This window comes from Mycobacterium sp. GA-0227b, from assembly GCF_001499855.1.
In the GTDB taxonomy this organism is placed as follows: Bacteria; Actinomycetota; Actinomycetes; order Mycobacteriales; family Mycobacteriaceae; genus Mycobacterium.
On record NZ_LQIK01000001.1, the window covers coordinates 328,338 to 340,812 of the forward strand.

15 protein-coding genes and 1 pseudogene are annotated in these 12,475 nt (G+C 64.4%); 10 read left to right on the top strand and 6 right to left on the bottom strand.

Annotated features, from left to right (window positions below; genetic code table 11):
• Positions 1 to 4 precede the first annotated feature (4 nt).
• Together AU185_RS25280 and AU185_RS01545 are read left to right on the top strand one after the other, a co-directional pair.
• The gene (locus AU185_RS25280; protein ID WP_172800360.1) at positions 5 to 421 is read left to right on the top strand and encodes a hypothetical protein; all 417 of its coding nucleotides are present in this window, start codon (positions 5 to 7) and stop codon (positions 419 to 421) included.
• A gap of 35 nt (positions 422 to 456) precedes the next feature.
• Positions 457 to 1,569, top strand: coding sequence for an XRE family transcriptional regulator (locus tag AU185_RS01545; RefSeq protein ID WP_172800361.1), 1,113 nt, complete (start codon positions 457 to 459; stop codon positions 1,567 to 1,569).
• 99 nt (positions 1,570 to 1,668) lie between these two features.
• Here the strand turns inward: AU185_RS01545 and AU185_RS01550 are convergent, their stop codons facing one another.
• From AU185_RS01550 to AU185_RS01565, 4 genes and pseudogenes are all read right to left on the bottom strand, one after another.
• Positions 1,669 to 2,508, bottom strand: a complete 840-nt coding sequence (locus AU185_RS01550) for a hypothetical protein (RefSeq protein ID WP_059100551.1) — start codon at positions 2,506 to 2,508, stop codon at positions 1,669 to 1,671.
• Positions 2,505 to 3,137, bottom strand: coding sequence for a hypothetical protein (locus AU185_RS01555; protein ID WP_059100552.1), 633 nt, complete (start codon positions 3,135 to 3,137; stop codon positions 2,505 to 2,507). Before AU185_RS01555 ends, AU185_RS01550 begins: the two co-directional genes overlap by 4 nt.
• Positions 3,138 to 3,144: 7 nt before the next feature.
• Positions 3,145 to 3,654: a GNAT family N-acetyltransferase gene (locus tag AU185_RS01560; protein WP_059100553.1), complete on the bottom strand. Its 510-nt coding sequence runs from the start codon at positions 3,652 to 3,654 to the stop codon at positions 3,145 to 3,147.
• Positions 3,651 to 3,956: pseudogene (locus AU185_RS01565) on the bottom strand (type II toxin-antitoxin system TacA family antitoxin); the annotation flags it as partial. The pseudogene AU185_RS01565 and the gene AU185_RS01560, both read right to left, overlap by 4 nt.
• 150 nt (positions 3,957 to 4,106) lie before the next feature.
• On the opposite strand from AU185_RS01565, the gene AU185_RS01570 reads away from it, so the two are divergent.
• Positions 4,107 to 4,307, top strand: a complete 201-nt coding sequence (locus AU185_RS01570; RefSeq protein WP_059100555.1) for a hypothetical protein — start codon at positions 4,107 to 4,109, stop codon at positions 4,305 to 4,307.
• Here the strand turns inward: AU185_RS01570 and AU185_RS24970 are convergent.
• On the bottom strand, positions 4,304 to 4,453 hold the full coding sequence (locus AU185_RS24970; RefSeq protein WP_156425356.1) for a hypothetical protein: 150 nt from the start codon (positions 4,451 to 4,453) through the stop codon (positions 4,304 to 4,306). The two genes, AU185_RS01570 and AU185_RS24970, sit on opposite strands and share 4 nt — an antisense overlap.
• 157 nt (positions 4,454 to 4,610) lie before the next feature.
• Here AU185_RS24970 and AU185_RS01575 point away from each other — a divergent pair, with 157 nt between their 5' ends.
• The 3 genes from AU185_RS01575 (at position 4,611) to AU185_RS01585 (ending at position 8,642) form a co-directional block, all read left to right on the top strand.
• Positions 4,611 to 4,895 (top strand): hypothetical protein, encoded by a 285-nt coding sequence (locus AU185_RS01575; RefSeq protein ID WP_059100776.1) that lies wholly within the window; start codon positions 4,611 to 4,613, stop codon positions 4,893 to 4,895.
• A 901-nt stretch (positions 4,896 to 5,796) separates the two neighbouring features.
• Positions 5,797 to 6,861: a hypothetical protein gene (locus AU185_RS01580; protein WP_059100556.1), complete on the top strand. Its 1,065-nt coding sequence runs from the start codon at positions 5,797 to 5,799 to the stop codon at positions 6,859 to 6,861.
• Complete coding sequence (locus AU185_RS01585; RefSeq protein WP_059100557.1) at positions 6,858 to 8,642, top strand: hypothetical protein; 1,785 nt, start codon at positions 6,858 to 6,860, stop codon at positions 8,640 to 8,642. Before AU185_RS01580 ends, AU185_RS01585 begins: the two co-directional genes overlap by 4 nt.
• 46 nt (positions 8,643 to 8,688) lie before the next feature.
• On the opposite strand, the gene AU185_RS24980 is transcribed toward AU185_RS01585, so the two are convergent.
• Positions 8,689 to 8,937, bottom strand: a complete 249-nt coding sequence (locus AU185_RS24980; protein ID WP_156425357.1) for a hypothetical protein — start codon at positions 8,935 to 8,937, stop codon at positions 8,689 to 8,691.
• A gap of 154 nt (positions 8,938 to 9,091) precedes the next feature.
• Between AU185_RS24980 and AU185_RS01590 the strand changes: the two genes are divergently transcribed.
• From AU185_RS01590 to AU185_RS01605, 4 genes are all read left to right on the top strand, one after another.
• On the top strand, positions 9,092 to 10,279 hold the full coding sequence (locus tag AU185_RS01590; RefSeq protein WP_059100558.1) for a DUF7373 family lipoprotein: 1,188 nt from the start codon (positions 9,092 to 9,094) through the stop codon (positions 10,277 to 10,279).
• A gap of 52 nt (positions 10,280 to 10,331) precedes the next feature.
• The gene (locus AU185_RS01595; RefSeq protein WP_059100559.1) at positions 10,332 to 10,832 is read left to right on the top strand and encodes a pyridoxamine 5'-phosphate oxidase family protein; all 501 of its coding nucleotides are present in this window, start codon (positions 10,332 to 10,334) and stop codon (positions 10,830 to 10,832) included.
• Between the two features lie 4 nt (positions 10,833 to 10,836).
• A complete protein-coding gene (locus tag AU185_RS01600; RefSeq protein WP_059100560.1) occupies positions 10,837 to 11,316 on the top strand; it encodes a nitroreductase family deazaflavin-dependent oxidoreductase in 480 nt (159 codons plus the stop codon).
• Positions 11,317 to 11,436: 120 nt separating this feature from the next.
• Positions 11,437 to 12,399, top strand: a complete 963-nt coding sequence (locus tag AU185_RS01605; RefSeq protein ID WP_059100561.1) for a hypothetical protein — start codon at positions 11,437 to 11,439, stop codon at positions 12,397 to 12,399.
• Positions 12,400 to 12,475: the final 76 nt, after the last annotated feature.

Here is a 12,475-nt window from a genome sequence, read left to right on the forward strand (position 1 = left end):
CTTGGTGCATCTGGTAATCGATCATACAGAAAGTATCCATTACCTGAAAGGTAATAACATTTTTCTGGCCTGGATGTCACCCGATCTGCGGCGCATCTGCACGTCTGGGGATCTGCTAACCCGGGCATGCCCCGCCTCAGCCGACGCCGTACGGCTTCTGCTGTCAGTCGTGGGGCACGCCGCCGACCTGCGCTCGGTGAGCCGGCTACGCAGTGTGCACGTCCAGCCCATCGATGTGGCAGTGGGCCGCATCATCGTCGAACACAAGGAGGCAGCGATGCATGCCGTAGTCCTGACCAAGGCCGGGAACGTACTTCGAGGAGACCCGGTTAATTACTGGACAGGGATGTCGACGCAGGCAGCGCTACGCGTTGACGACGTCCACGCCGCTGGAACCAGTCTGCTGCGACACGCTGGCTGATGGCAGACTCGCACTCGGATTCCACGCTCCGCTACGTGGCCAACCGCCTCGAGGCGGATTGGGCCGTCGCGCCTGGCACGCTGATTCAGGCCGAACTCGACGCGCTCGAGTACTCCCAGGCAGACGTCGCAGCTCGAACCAACATCAGCACTAAGCACTTCAATCAGCTGATCAAAGGACACGTGCCTTTGTCTCCTGATATCGCCGTTGCCTTGGAGCGCGTCCTCGACATCCCCGCTGAAATGCTGCTTCAGATGGACGCCACCTGGCAGGCCGACAAGGTGCGCCGAACCTCGGCCTCGACGCTGGCAGGAATGCAGCACTGGGTTGCGAAATTTCCGAGGCAGGCCCTGCAGGAGTATCGCGTCGTCGACTTCTCCGCTCCGGCCTCCGCACGAGTCGAAGCATTGTTGCGGTTCTTCCGGGTTGCCGACGAGAAGTCGTTCGATCGCATATTTCTTGCGCCGCAGGTCAATTATCGGCGAAGCCAGAAATTTAGTGTCGACCCCTACGCCACGGCGTTATGGCGACGCCTCGCCGAAGTCCAAGCTGACACGCTGCTCGGCGGCGCAGCAGACTACGACGCCAGTGCGCTGAGGGCCGCCGCGCATCAACTGCCGGCACTGAGTCGACTACCTGTGGGGGAAGGTTTTCGAGCGGCCCGAGCCATGCTGTTGAGCGCCGGGGTATTGCTGGTCTTTGTTCCTGAGATCGACGAAACGCGCATCTCTGGTGCTACCTGGTGGCATACGCCATCGCATCCAATCATTGCGCTCACCGGCCGATACAGATTTGTCGACGCCTTTTGGTTCACCCTCGTCCATGAGGTCGCTCACGTGCTCTTACATCCCAAAAGGGTGACGTTTCTACACTTCGAACGTTCCAAGCGCGTCGATGACGATGCAGACCAACAAGAAACCGCAGCCGACGCATTCGCGTCCGACACGTTCTTCAACGACCGGCAGCGATGCGAACTCGCCCTCCTACAAACGAAGGCAGACGCCGAGTCGTTCGCACGAAAAGCAAAGGTGTCCATCGGAGTTGTCGCAGGACAGTTCGGGCACTACACCGGTAACTGGTCTAGGTTCGGCAAACTTCGAGAATCAGTGGATCTGGCTGCGGCCATACTCGGCCCTTCGGAGCGTTAAGAAACTCAACATTCGCGCCAGATGGCGTTAGGCCGTTGCCACCCGTCACGCCGAGAGTGACGAAGAAAGCTGCGCCCGGACCGTGTAACTCGAAACGAGTCAGCGGTTATCGTGGTCTCGCTTGTGCGCAGAGAGCAGGGAGGTGACGGCCTCGACGGCATCCGGGCCGATCTCATTCAACGCGTCGCCGACGACCAGCCATTGCTGTGCGCCATCTTGGTCGACATACCGAAAGACCTGTTCGAACGCAAAGACCGGCTTCAGCGTCACCTCTGTTTTCCCTGGCTGGGTGGGTCTGGCGAACTCGACCCGGGCCAGGACCGATCCCTTGCAGACGACACCTTGGTTGACCGTGGAGACCACGCCGCCGGGTGGCTCCGGATCAACAGTGACACCGCCCAGGTCGACCTGGGTGTTGGCCACGATGTTGAGCAGCTGGTGCTTGTCGGTGTTCGACAGGAACTGCAGGATGTGCAGCGGATGCAGCGTGCCGGTACCCACGGCGTTGAACGGCTGACTGCTCTTGAACACCTCGAACACCTCCGGCCCGTACCAGTCACGGCGAGCCTTCGCCCACTTCGCGTAGCTCTGCTCGGTCGAGCGCAGCCCGAACGCCACCTCGGTCGGTCTCTTCTCCTGAATGTGCGCCGGGGTGATCGCCCACACGGCGTGATCCAGCGCAGCGCGCAGGTTGTGAATGAAATCCCCCAGGAGCAGCGCTGCCTCGGTGTAGTCGAGATCTGAGTCCAGCACCCACTCCGCCCAGGCCGTGCGCGAGCTGTACTCACTGCTGTTGTCGCGCCGGAGGTAATGCCGCTCGATCGCCTGCTGCTCGGCCAGCACATCGCGCAGCCGGTCGCGGATCGCGAAACCATGCGTGAGCTTGTGGAACGCCGACTGTCCCAGCAATTCCGTGTCGACGCCGTTCTCCGCGGTCATCGGAGTCCCCGACCGCCGGTGTCGGGGTCATCGGCCGCGATCTGCTCGACGACCTTGATGATGCCGCGCAGCGCCTCGTCCTCGGTGGGTGCCAGCCAGGACAGCGCGGGGAACTCGGCGACCCGGCCCACGAACTCGTTGTCCGCCGGCGACCACTCGACCCGGTAGGCGAAATCCGAGCTGGCGGTGGCCTCGGCGGTCCGCGTGTGGCGCAGATGGTTGCGGATGGTGGTGACGATGAACGCCGCCCGCTCCCGGGGGCTCTGCCCATATCCGGGGGCGGTGATTGTGCCGGTGGCGATGAGGTGTCCCCTGGTGATGCCGGGCTGCTGCTCGTGCAGGTCCAGTTCGATGTCCCAATCCCCGCCCCGTTCGCGGAAGTAGAAGCTGTGCCCGTCGACCTGGCCTTCCCACTGCTCGGGCACCTGCCCGCCGTGGCGGCCCACGAGGACCCCTGGCTGATCGGCCAGCCACGCTTGCAGGTCGGCCTCGGCGGCCTGTTGATCGGCCTGAAGCTGCTGGCCCTGCGGTGAATGCCAGAACTCCTCCATGTGGTCGAGAAATCCCTGGAAGGTCGCTGCTGATCGCCACCGCCGGTCCTCGGGTGCGTTCTCCATGTCGTCGGGCATCAGCCAGTCACTTCTGCGGCGGGTCGAGCAGGGCGCGGGCGTCTTTGATCAACAGCAGCAGGTGCAGCGGGTCGGTCGGTGAGGGCTCGAAATCGAAGTGCGCGTAGAACGCTCGCGCCTGCTCGTCCAGCGCGTGTACCAGCAGTGCCCGCACGCCGATGATCTCCGCGGCGGCCACCGCGCGGGTGATCGCGTCGCGCAGCAGTGCAGCGCCCAGACCCTGGCCTTGTTCTTTGCGGTCGATCGCCAGCCGTGACAACAGGATCACCGGCACCGGGTCGGGCATGTTGCGTCGCACCCGCCCGGGTGTGCCGGCGCGCTCCACCGCCGCCGAGGCCAGCGCGTAGAACCCGACGACACGTCCGTCCCGGCACGTCACGAAGCACCGGGAGGCACCCTCGACGTGGTTGGCCAGGGCGCGTCCCCGCAGGTACTCATCCAGGCTGGCCTCGCCGCTGTCGAAGTCGGCGACCACATCGTGCTCGCTAATCGGCCGGGGCGCGCTGTAGCCGCTCACTCGTCGAAGATCGAGGGCTCCGTGAACAGCTTCTCCAGCCGCGGCTTCTGCGACACCGGGCGGTCCAGTACCGCCACGAACTCCGACCAGGCTGACGCATCGAGCATGAACAGCCGCCGATCGGCGAGCACCTCGCGGGCATGAGCCAGAGTCGCAGTAACCGTGAAGTTGGTCAGATCGGTCCCCTCCACCTCGGCGGCACGACGAATCAGCGCGTCCTGCTCAGCAGTCAAGCGCACCGCGAACCGCTCCGTCTTCGTAGCCATGCCAATCATTGTGTGCCTATCAGGCACACAATGCAACGGGGTTTTGATCATGCCCCTGACCAGCATTGATGCACTTCGTACCTGTAAGACATGCTCTGACTCACAGGAAGTTATGCCGGGGCCAGTCGGGTCGCGGTGGGACGGCCACGGCTGTCTCGTCGCTTTCAACCCCTGTGAGGGGGAGGCATGTCTTCTCATCTACTGACCGCGCTCAAGCATCTGCTGATCACGGTAGTCGTCATCGTCGCGTCCTGGCTGGCGGTGTGCATCGTCGCGATGTTCACCGGCCACACCGATGTCCTGCCCGCCATCGGTGCGGTGCTGGTCGACCTGATCGAAGCGCTCGTCACAAGCCCTATGCACGACCTGGCCACTATGGCGTCCTAGTCGTGGACGGGGACGTCCTCGATGCCCTTGACCGTCATCGTGCGCCCGGGGCGGCCAACCCAGTCCCACTGCACCTGCACGGTGATCTGACCGCGCTTGCCGGCGTGGAAAAGGTCGCCGATCACCGTGATCCCGGGCGGCGGCATTCTCACTGATCCCGGCGCGCCGCGGCCGGCTTGAGACCAGCACGGCCCATAGCCGCCCGGCGGTGGGCGCGGCCTGGTCGACCCCTTGTGGTGTGGTGCCGAGGCGCTCCTCGCCCGTCTCGCATACCTGTCACCGCTGCAGGCGAGACTGGCGCGCATGACGGACACCGAACGACAGTGGCGGCATATCTGCGAAGTGTGCGGGGTTGAGGAGATCCTGACTCCGAGCGATGCGTTTGATCTCGGATGGGACTACCCACCGCGCATGGGCAAGTTCGGCGTCGTCAGCCCCCGATGTTGTCCTCGCTGTCCCAACGTGAGAACGGTGTGGTGGGCTCTCGTGATCGATGGCTATACCGAGGACATGCTGACCGTAGTGCAGCAGGAGACTGTAAGACGGATCGCCGGCGAACCGGACTCCGTTGCCGTGGTTGATGATTGAGCGGAACCATCGGATTTGGCGACGAGCGAAGCTGCATCTCCCGTGTCCCGTCCTGGCTCTCGCCGCTGTCGATGCGTCAGCGCCGGCGACACGCGCGCAGAATGCTGTTTGCGAAGAGTTCTCCGAAGCTGTGGCTGGATGTTTTGATCTGCATTGTCGAGTCCCGTGCGCAGGAGCTAACGGCGGTCGCGAGTCCGATCAACCCTAAGGCATTGTTTCCTCTCAGGAGGTCGAAATATGTTCTTCAGCAACGAGTATGCGCACAGAGCGCGCACATCGAGTGGAACCATGATCTGAACAGGGACCATCTTCGCCGCCGAGGCGCCTAGCCTTCGAAGTTCACCACATACGGTGAACTTTGACACCAACTACTGCGAGAAGCCCCCAACGGCAACGTATTCAGCGTGATGGGTCGGTTAATCTACGGCCGGGAATCTCTCGACAAATCTCCGGGACTCGATGGGAGCTGCGATGGCCAGGCCACGGAACGGGCGCCTTTCACGGGTGCGAGTCGAGTTCAGCTTGCCACCGGCAATCGCTGAAGCCGTCTACACGTATGCGGATTCCGCCGACATTACGTTGTCGCAGGCTGGCGGTGAACTCCTGAAACTGGCGCTGAGCCAGCACGGAATCGATCGCCATGAGTCTATCGAGAATCCACTGAATCCCGTTGCACACGCGCCGAGTTCGGGAGGTGCACCGAACACCTAGCTGACTGCGGTAACGGCACTCCCCGCGGCATATGCCGCCCAGAAATGCCGAAAGCCGGGCGCCAACCCGGCTTCCAGACGAACAAAGAGTTGCGACGCTCTTCTAAACCTCCAAGGAGGACTGTGTTCATTTCAGCGTGCCTACGCACGATTGTCAACCAACCACGCCGCGTGATCGGTGGTGGTTGCTGATGGCCCGATTCAAGGGGTTCACCGCGGCCGATGCGTCGGTGACTGTTCCTGACGAGGCACCGCCCGAGCCGCTCCTGGAGGCGGCTTCGGCGTTCATGCAACGCGCCGCCCTGACACCGGTGCCGGAGCCGGGTCCCGATCTCGAAGAGCGTATGGCCATGCTTACCGCTATCACGATCCGCTACCCGGACCCCGAGGTCGCCAGGGAAGCGGTTCTGGAGGCGGCGAAGGTCCAGTGCATGACTGAGTTCACCACCGCAGCGACCGACAGGAAGGCTTGTGCAGAGGTGGCCAGGCATCTGGCCTGGGCCGCCGTCGGTGGCGTCGTCGACGCCAAGAGAGCTCTCAAACGCGGACCTGTCGACGAGCGACTGGAGGTCACCGGAGCGCAGAGCCCCCGAGGTCATCGGCAAGTCCGTCACGTCCTCTATACCGCGGGACGCTTGTTCCATCCTCGGGAGTACCCGCCAGAGCGGGTAACGCCGGTGGCGCGGACGAAGCGGAAGGCGGCCAGCTACGACGAGATCCGCTCTTTCTATAGGGTCGTCTGGGAACTGCCCACTCCGCTGGGGATGCGAGCGCTGGCGTTGGCGGATCTGAGCTACGGCGTCGGTGCCCGCGCGGCCGACTTCAAGGTCCTGCGAGGAACGGCGATCACCACGGTGCGCTCACATGGCCGAGCGATCTGCGTCGTCGCGCTGCCCAACGCCGCCGGCGGTGCACGGCAGGTACCGGTCCTAGAACCCGGCATCAACTCCCGGCTCATCGAATTGGCGGCCCGAGTCGGTGACGGCCTGGTGTTGGCCCCCAACGCCGAGTTCGCTGAACGCAATATCGTGAACCGCATCAGCGAAAAGCTGACGAACAAGGGATATCCACCCGTTAGGGCGGCGGCGCTGCGCAACCGGTGGATTCTTGATATGGCCGAACGGCGCATACCCACAGCGATGCTGTTGCAGTTAGCGGATGTTGCGGACCTGAGGGTATTGAGTGATCTACGAAAGGAATTGCCGCACTTCAAAATCCGGCACGCTATCACCATTCAGCAGGAGAGCCTGCGATGATCGCCGCACGCAAACCGGAGTGCATCATTGCCGACGACCTCTTCAACTACGCTCGCCACTTGGTGTGGGAATCTGGGGTAGCCGAACTCATCGACGATCAACACCAGCATCGTCGTGAGGCGGCCGGGCGACGTCGACAAGGCATCGCCTATACGACCACCGCAGTTCTGGTCTCGCTGCTGATCAGGGTCATTATGAAACGTCCCCCCACACTGACGGGCCTCCTGCAGACGATGACGGAGCTCACCGCGGCCCAACTCACCGCAGTCGGCATGCACGACCAGGATTGCTCGCGGATCTGGCGACAACACCACGCCGAGTACAAGCGCTTCACCGCCTGGTGGGCACGCAGACTCAGGCCTTTCGATTCCTGGGCTGACCTGCCAGCCCGGCGCATTACCAACGCGCAATATCACGCCCGCCTCGAAAAACGCACCGACGAACAACGCGACCATGCCGAACGCGCCGCACGACTTCTGCACCTGGCCATCAACCGGCTCGTCGCGGCGTCCGTAGAGGTCAAGAACCCCGAAGGCTGCCGGGGAGACCTCGTCGTCGACGGAACCCTCTACCTCGTCGCCAAACAGGACGGCACGATCGGCGTCGCCGACGACAAGATGCGCGGCGCCGTACCGAGTGCGAACTACCACGTGCGCGACCGCAAGTCTGCGGCCGGCGACGGCACAGGCACGACTCGCCAGATCACCTATGCGGGGATGACTCTGGAAATGACCGCGCTGACCCGCATCGGCAAGCCCACTGCGATGCACGCCGTGGCCCCGGTCTTCGTCGGCATCGCCATCCACTACGGAACTTCAGGAAGCCCGGAAGGCATGGCCGATGCGCTTGAACAAGCCGAGGCCAACGGTCTGACCGGACGTTCTGAAAGTCTTCGTGCCAAATGGCCGTTCATGACATCTGACATGGCCTACAACACGAAGGACAAAACTGCCGACATCCTGCTCGAACGCCGCTACAACTACGTCGGACGGTTCCCCAAGGGCTGGGGGATCGAATGCCCCTCAACGAAACCTGCCGGAGCGCCCGCCTCCGAGCCAGAGCCAGGCGCTCTCCAATGGGCCGGGGCGTTCTTCTGCCCCGCAGTCCTGGCGAAAATCAAAGGCCACAGCGCACCGAAGATGGAACACCTCCTGAGCAACGATCAGTTCCGCCTCCACGACAAGCGGTTGCGGCGCATCCTGCCCTACCTCATGGGATACAACTCACGGCCCTTCTACGCACAAAGCGGACACGGCAGGCCCGTTTTGGGTCGCTCACGCAAGCAGGTGGTGAAGGTCAAACTGGTCTGTCCGGCGGCGCTGGGCAACGTCACCTGTCCACTCAAACCCGAATCCATGCAGTACGGCCGTCGCGGAGTCCCGGTCGCGGAGCCGACCTGGCAGGCCCACGAACGTGGATGCTGCGTCAAGTCCAGCGTCATGGTCACCCTCACTCCAGATCAGTTCAAACGCGCGCAATGGGATCTGGTACCCGGGAGCTGGGAACACGCGGTGTACTTCGAGGCAGCTCGCGCGCTGACCGAGCAGCGGTTCAGCCACCTCAAGTCCGCCCACGTGACAGGGCTGAGGCAGCTCACCGACGGGCCGCGGCGCGACCCGATGATCAAGCTGATCCTGGCCATGGCTGTCGTCGCCTCCAACCGGGAAAGCCAAGCAAACTTCGACCCCGCCAAGGTCAGGGGCGAGTCCATCGACATGCGGATGCGTCAGCTCGCCGCCGACCTCGGCCACGAGCCCGCCCGCACACCCCCACGAACCTAAAAGCAACTCCGCACGATGGACCGCGCTTAACAGGTGCGGTCCATCGTCATGTCCGCAGCTGGAGAAAGTCGGTGGAATGAAATGGCACAATTTCACCGAACCGCCACAGAATGCACCCTGCCAGCGGAAACGCCAGATTCATAGTTTGCGAGGAGGAGCGCAGATGCCACCAGACGCGACCGAGCGAACGCCAGAGCGGCACCACCGAAGTCGTCTTCTGATCCTGTATAAAGTCGGTGGAAAAATCGCGAAAAGTCGGTGGAATCAACCGCCGGATGGGCAGTCTGACCTGCATTTGAGATCCGCACACAAAACGAACTGCAGGGGCTGAAGGTCGCGAACTCGAAAGAGGTCGTGGCCTTTGGTGTTTGGGCGCCGAACGCAAGTACCTCGACACCCACCGGCATGCCTGAACCGCGGTTTCTGCCGGGGCGGGTAATTTCGCCTGAATGCGGCACGCAATTCTCGCCCTTGTTTTCGTAGTCGCGCTGCTCGCAACGGCGTGTACGTCCACCGTCGAGGGGGCGGCGATCAAAGCCACCGGCGGACCGTCGGGGCCCACGCTGGATTTCGATCGGCTGGACCCGGGTCGGTTCCCGACGACACCGAGGCAACCGCTGGGCGTCGCCGGTGACCCGATGCTGGGTGCGGTGCTCGAGGGCCAGCGGCTCGCCGATTATGTCGTCGGACCGTGGGAAGTCGATTCCGCATTGAAGGACGGATTCGGCTTCGGCGCGGTGGTGCTGCCGCGCGCGGAGGCTCTCGCGCTGATCGGCCCGATGAACCTCGCCGGGGCGGCGGCCCGGCACGACTTCGTCACCGGCTTCGCCACGGTGCGCACCGAGAAGAAGCGCCGGGTGTTGCTCAATGCGGTGCTGCGCTTCGCCGACGACGACGCTGCGGCAGCCGCGGCCACCGACCTGGGCGAGGCGGCGGCGCAGCAGCAAGGTGCCGACGGACCGGCGACACTGGAGATCCCGGGACATCCGGAGGCGCGGGCGACCAGTTACACCGCGAGTGATCGGACGATCGGGTCGTTCGGCGCGGTGCGCTCGTTCACCGCGCACGGCCCGTACGTCTTGATGCAGCAGGCGCAGGCAACCGCCGGCGTCGACGCCGCGGCCAAGCTGGTGGCGAAAAGCATCGAGCTGCAAACGCCGGCGATCGACGACTTCCGCGCCACGGACTTGAGCGAGCTCGCCGACATCTCGATCGATCCCACCGGGCTGCTGGCCCGGACGATCCCGCTCGACGGCCGGGATCTGACGTTCACCAAGAACACGACTTACGAACGGCGCGGCGCCCTGCACTTCCAATCCGACCCCGTGCGCTCGGCGAAGCTGTTCTCCGACACCGGAGTTGACCTCGTCGCGATGGCCGGCTCCAGCGTCTACCGGGCCGAGGACGCCGACGGCGCCGAGGGCGTCGTCGATGAGTTCTTCGCTGAGGTGTCACCGATCGCACAGCCCGCCAACCCGGTGCCGAACATGCCCGGCAGCCGCTGCCTGCGGATGACCGACGAGACCTTCTACTGCCTGGCGACGGCCGACCGGTACGCGATCGAGACGAGCGCTCCGACCCTGCTGGCCACGCAGCAGATGACCGCCGCGCAGTACATCATGTTGATGAGTAGCTGATACGGCATCCCCGTGACGGTGGCCGCTCCCGCGACCTGACAGTATTTCGATCGTGGGCAAGAACGAGCGCGCGAAGATCGTCATGTCCGACGACGAGATCGGCGAATTCATCGAACGCAGCCGCACCGCCACGATGGCGACCGTGCTGCCCGACGGGCGGCCGCACCTGGTCGCGATGTGGTACGCCGTGCTCGACGGCGAGATCTGGTTCGAGACGAAGGCCAAGTCGCAGAAGGCGGTGAACCTGCGTCGCAACCCGACGGTGACCGTGATGATCGAGGACGGCCACACCTACGACACCCTGCGCGGCGTCTCGATCGACGGCCGGGCCGAGATCGTCGATGACCCGGAAACCGCACTGCGCGTTGGCATCAGCGTCTGGGAGCGCTACACCGGACCGTACTCCGATGAGATGCGCCCGTTCGTCGACCAGATGATGAACAACCGGATCTGTGTACGGGTGGCACCGATCCGGACCCGCAGCTGGGACCATCGCAAGCTCGGGATGCCGGCCATGCCGCTGGGCGGCAGCACGGCGCAGTATCTAGGTTGAGCGCATGGACCCGAACAACAAGCCCAAGCAGCTGAACTCGCCCGTCGTCTCCAAGATCATGAAGTACGCGGGCAAGGCGCATGTTTGGGTGTATCGCCGCTCCGGAGGAAAGATCGGCGCGAACTGGCGCGTGGGGGCCGGGTTCAAGAAGCCGGTGCCGACCCTGCTGCTCGAGCACATCGGCCGTAAGTCCGGCAAGCGGCTGGTGTCCCCGCTGGTGTACATCCACGATGGAGATGACGTGATCGTCGTCGCCTCGCAGGGTGGCCGCGACACGGACCCGCAGTGGTACCGCAACCTCGTGGCCAACCCGGAGGCCCACATCGAGATCGGCTCGGAGCGGCGACCGGTGCGCGCGCTGACCGCCACCCCTGAGCAGCGGGCCCGGCTGTGGCCGAAGCTGGTCGAGGCGTACGCCGATTTCGACACCTACCAGTCCTGGGCCGCTCGCGAGATCCCGGTGATCATCCTGCAGCCGCGCTGACGCGATTGCGATCCATCTCACATCGGAGACGTGTTCGTCTGCCCCCACACGCCGGGTAGCCAACGGACCAGGTGCAGCCCAGCGCCGACCCAATCCGTCAACGCTTGAGGGGCTATATCAATGACCACCACCACTGAAACCACACTGCTGACGCAGTTGCGCACGATTCTCGACCTCACCCACACCGAGATCCAGGTCGCCGAAACCCGGATCGCGCAGGCCAGGACTGAGGCGGTCCGGCGCGAGCTGACCGAGAACGCCGAGAACGGACGCATCCGCGCCGAGGCGATCGAGAAGGCGATCCGCGATCTCGGCGGCTTTCCCGACACGATCGGCCCGTTCCTGGGCCGCGCCGCCGCGGCCGTGAAGGCGCTGACCGAGCAGGCGCAACCGTTCGACGAGGCACTGCTGGGGGATCTGGCGCTGGAGGATCAGCTGCTGGACCGCGCCCGCTACATCAAGGCCCTGGCCGTCGCGGCCAAGAAGCCGGATGTTCAAGAGCTGGCCGACCGGCTGATCACCGCGCACTCGGCGACGGTCAACTGGCTGACCACCGTGCTGGCCGAGGACGCGCTCGGTGGTCCGGCGGCGCTGCAGCGCACCCCGCTGCAGGCCGCCGCGGGCACCGCGGTGAGGATCGTCAACCTGCCCGGGCAGTGGTCGGCGCAGTCGGTCGAGCGCATCGCCGAGCTGCTGCGCTCGGCGGGTCCGGCCGTCGACGACCTCCGTCAACGTGCCCAGCGCGCCAGCGAGATCACGCTCAAGGCGCTCGGCGCCTCGCGTGACGGGGCACTGAAGCGAGCCGAGGAGGTCGTCCGCCGTGAGGGCGCCAATGAGGCGGCCGACGCGCTGCACAAGGCACGCGCGGAAGGCGGCGTCGTCGACGCCGAAGAGCTTCCGATCGCCGGGTATGAGGACCTCAACCTCAACGATGCCGTGGCCGCGGTCAAGGACCTCGACGATCCGAGCGACATCCGCACGATCATCGCCTATGAGGAGATGCACAAGAACCGGCAGCGGCTGGTGTCGGCGGCGCAGACGCGCCTGGCCGACATTGCCCAGGAGGTCGTCGGCCTCAGCTGACCGTTGAACCGCACGGAAACACCCCGCGAAGGTCTCGCGGGGTGTTTTCTTGTCTCGCTTGAGTTTTGGCGCTTCG

What these genes read in the sequence shown, in the direction of transcription:
- AU185_RS01605 (WP_059100561.1), top strand. Translation starts at nt 11,437, where the DNA reads ATGACCACCACCACTGAAACCACACTGCTGACGCAGTTGCGCACGATT.
- AU185_RS01555 (WP_059100552.1), bottom strand. Translation starts at nt 3,137, where the DNA reads ATGCCCGACGACATGGAGAACGCACCCGAGGACCGGCGGTGGCGATCA.
- AU185_RS01590 (WP_059100558.1), top strand. Translation starts at nt 9,092, where the DNA reads ATGCGGCACGCAATTCTCGCCCTTGTTTTCGTAGTCGCGCTGCTCGCA.
- AU185_RS01600 (WP_059100560.1), top strand. Translation starts at nt 10,837, where the DNA reads ATGGACCCGAACAACAAGCCCAAGCAGCTGAACTCGCCCGTCGTCTCC.
- AU185_RS01550 (WP_059100551.1), bottom strand. Translation starts at nt 2,508, where the DNA reads ATGACCGCGGAGAACGGCGTCGACACGGAATTGCTGGGACAGTCGGCG.
- AU185_RS24970 (WP_156425356.1), bottom strand. Translation starts at nt 4,453, where the DNA reads ATGCCGCCGCCCGGGATCACGGTGATCGGCGACCTTTTCCACGCCGGC.
- AU185_RS01580 (WP_059100556.1), top strand. Translation starts at nt 5,797, where the DNA reads ATGGCCCGATTCAAGGGGTTCACCGCGGCCGATGCGTCGGTGACTGTT.
- AU185_RS01585 (WP_059100557.1), top strand. Translation starts at nt 6,858, where the DNA reads ATGATCGCCGCACGCAAACCGGAGTGCATCATTGCCGACGACCTCTTC.
- AU185_RS01575 (WP_059100776.1), top strand. Translation starts at nt 4,611, where the DNA reads ATGACGGACACCGAACGACAGTGGCGGCATATCTGCGAAGTGTGCGGG.
- AU185_RS01570 (WP_059100555.1), top strand. Translation starts at nt 4,107, where the DNA reads ATGTCTTCTCATCTACTGACCGCGCTCAAGCATCTGCTGATCACGGTA.
- AU185_RS24980 (WP_156425357.1), bottom strand. Translation starts at nt 8,937, where the DNA reads ATGCAGGTCAGACTGCCCATCCGGCGGTTGATTCCACCGACTTTTCGC.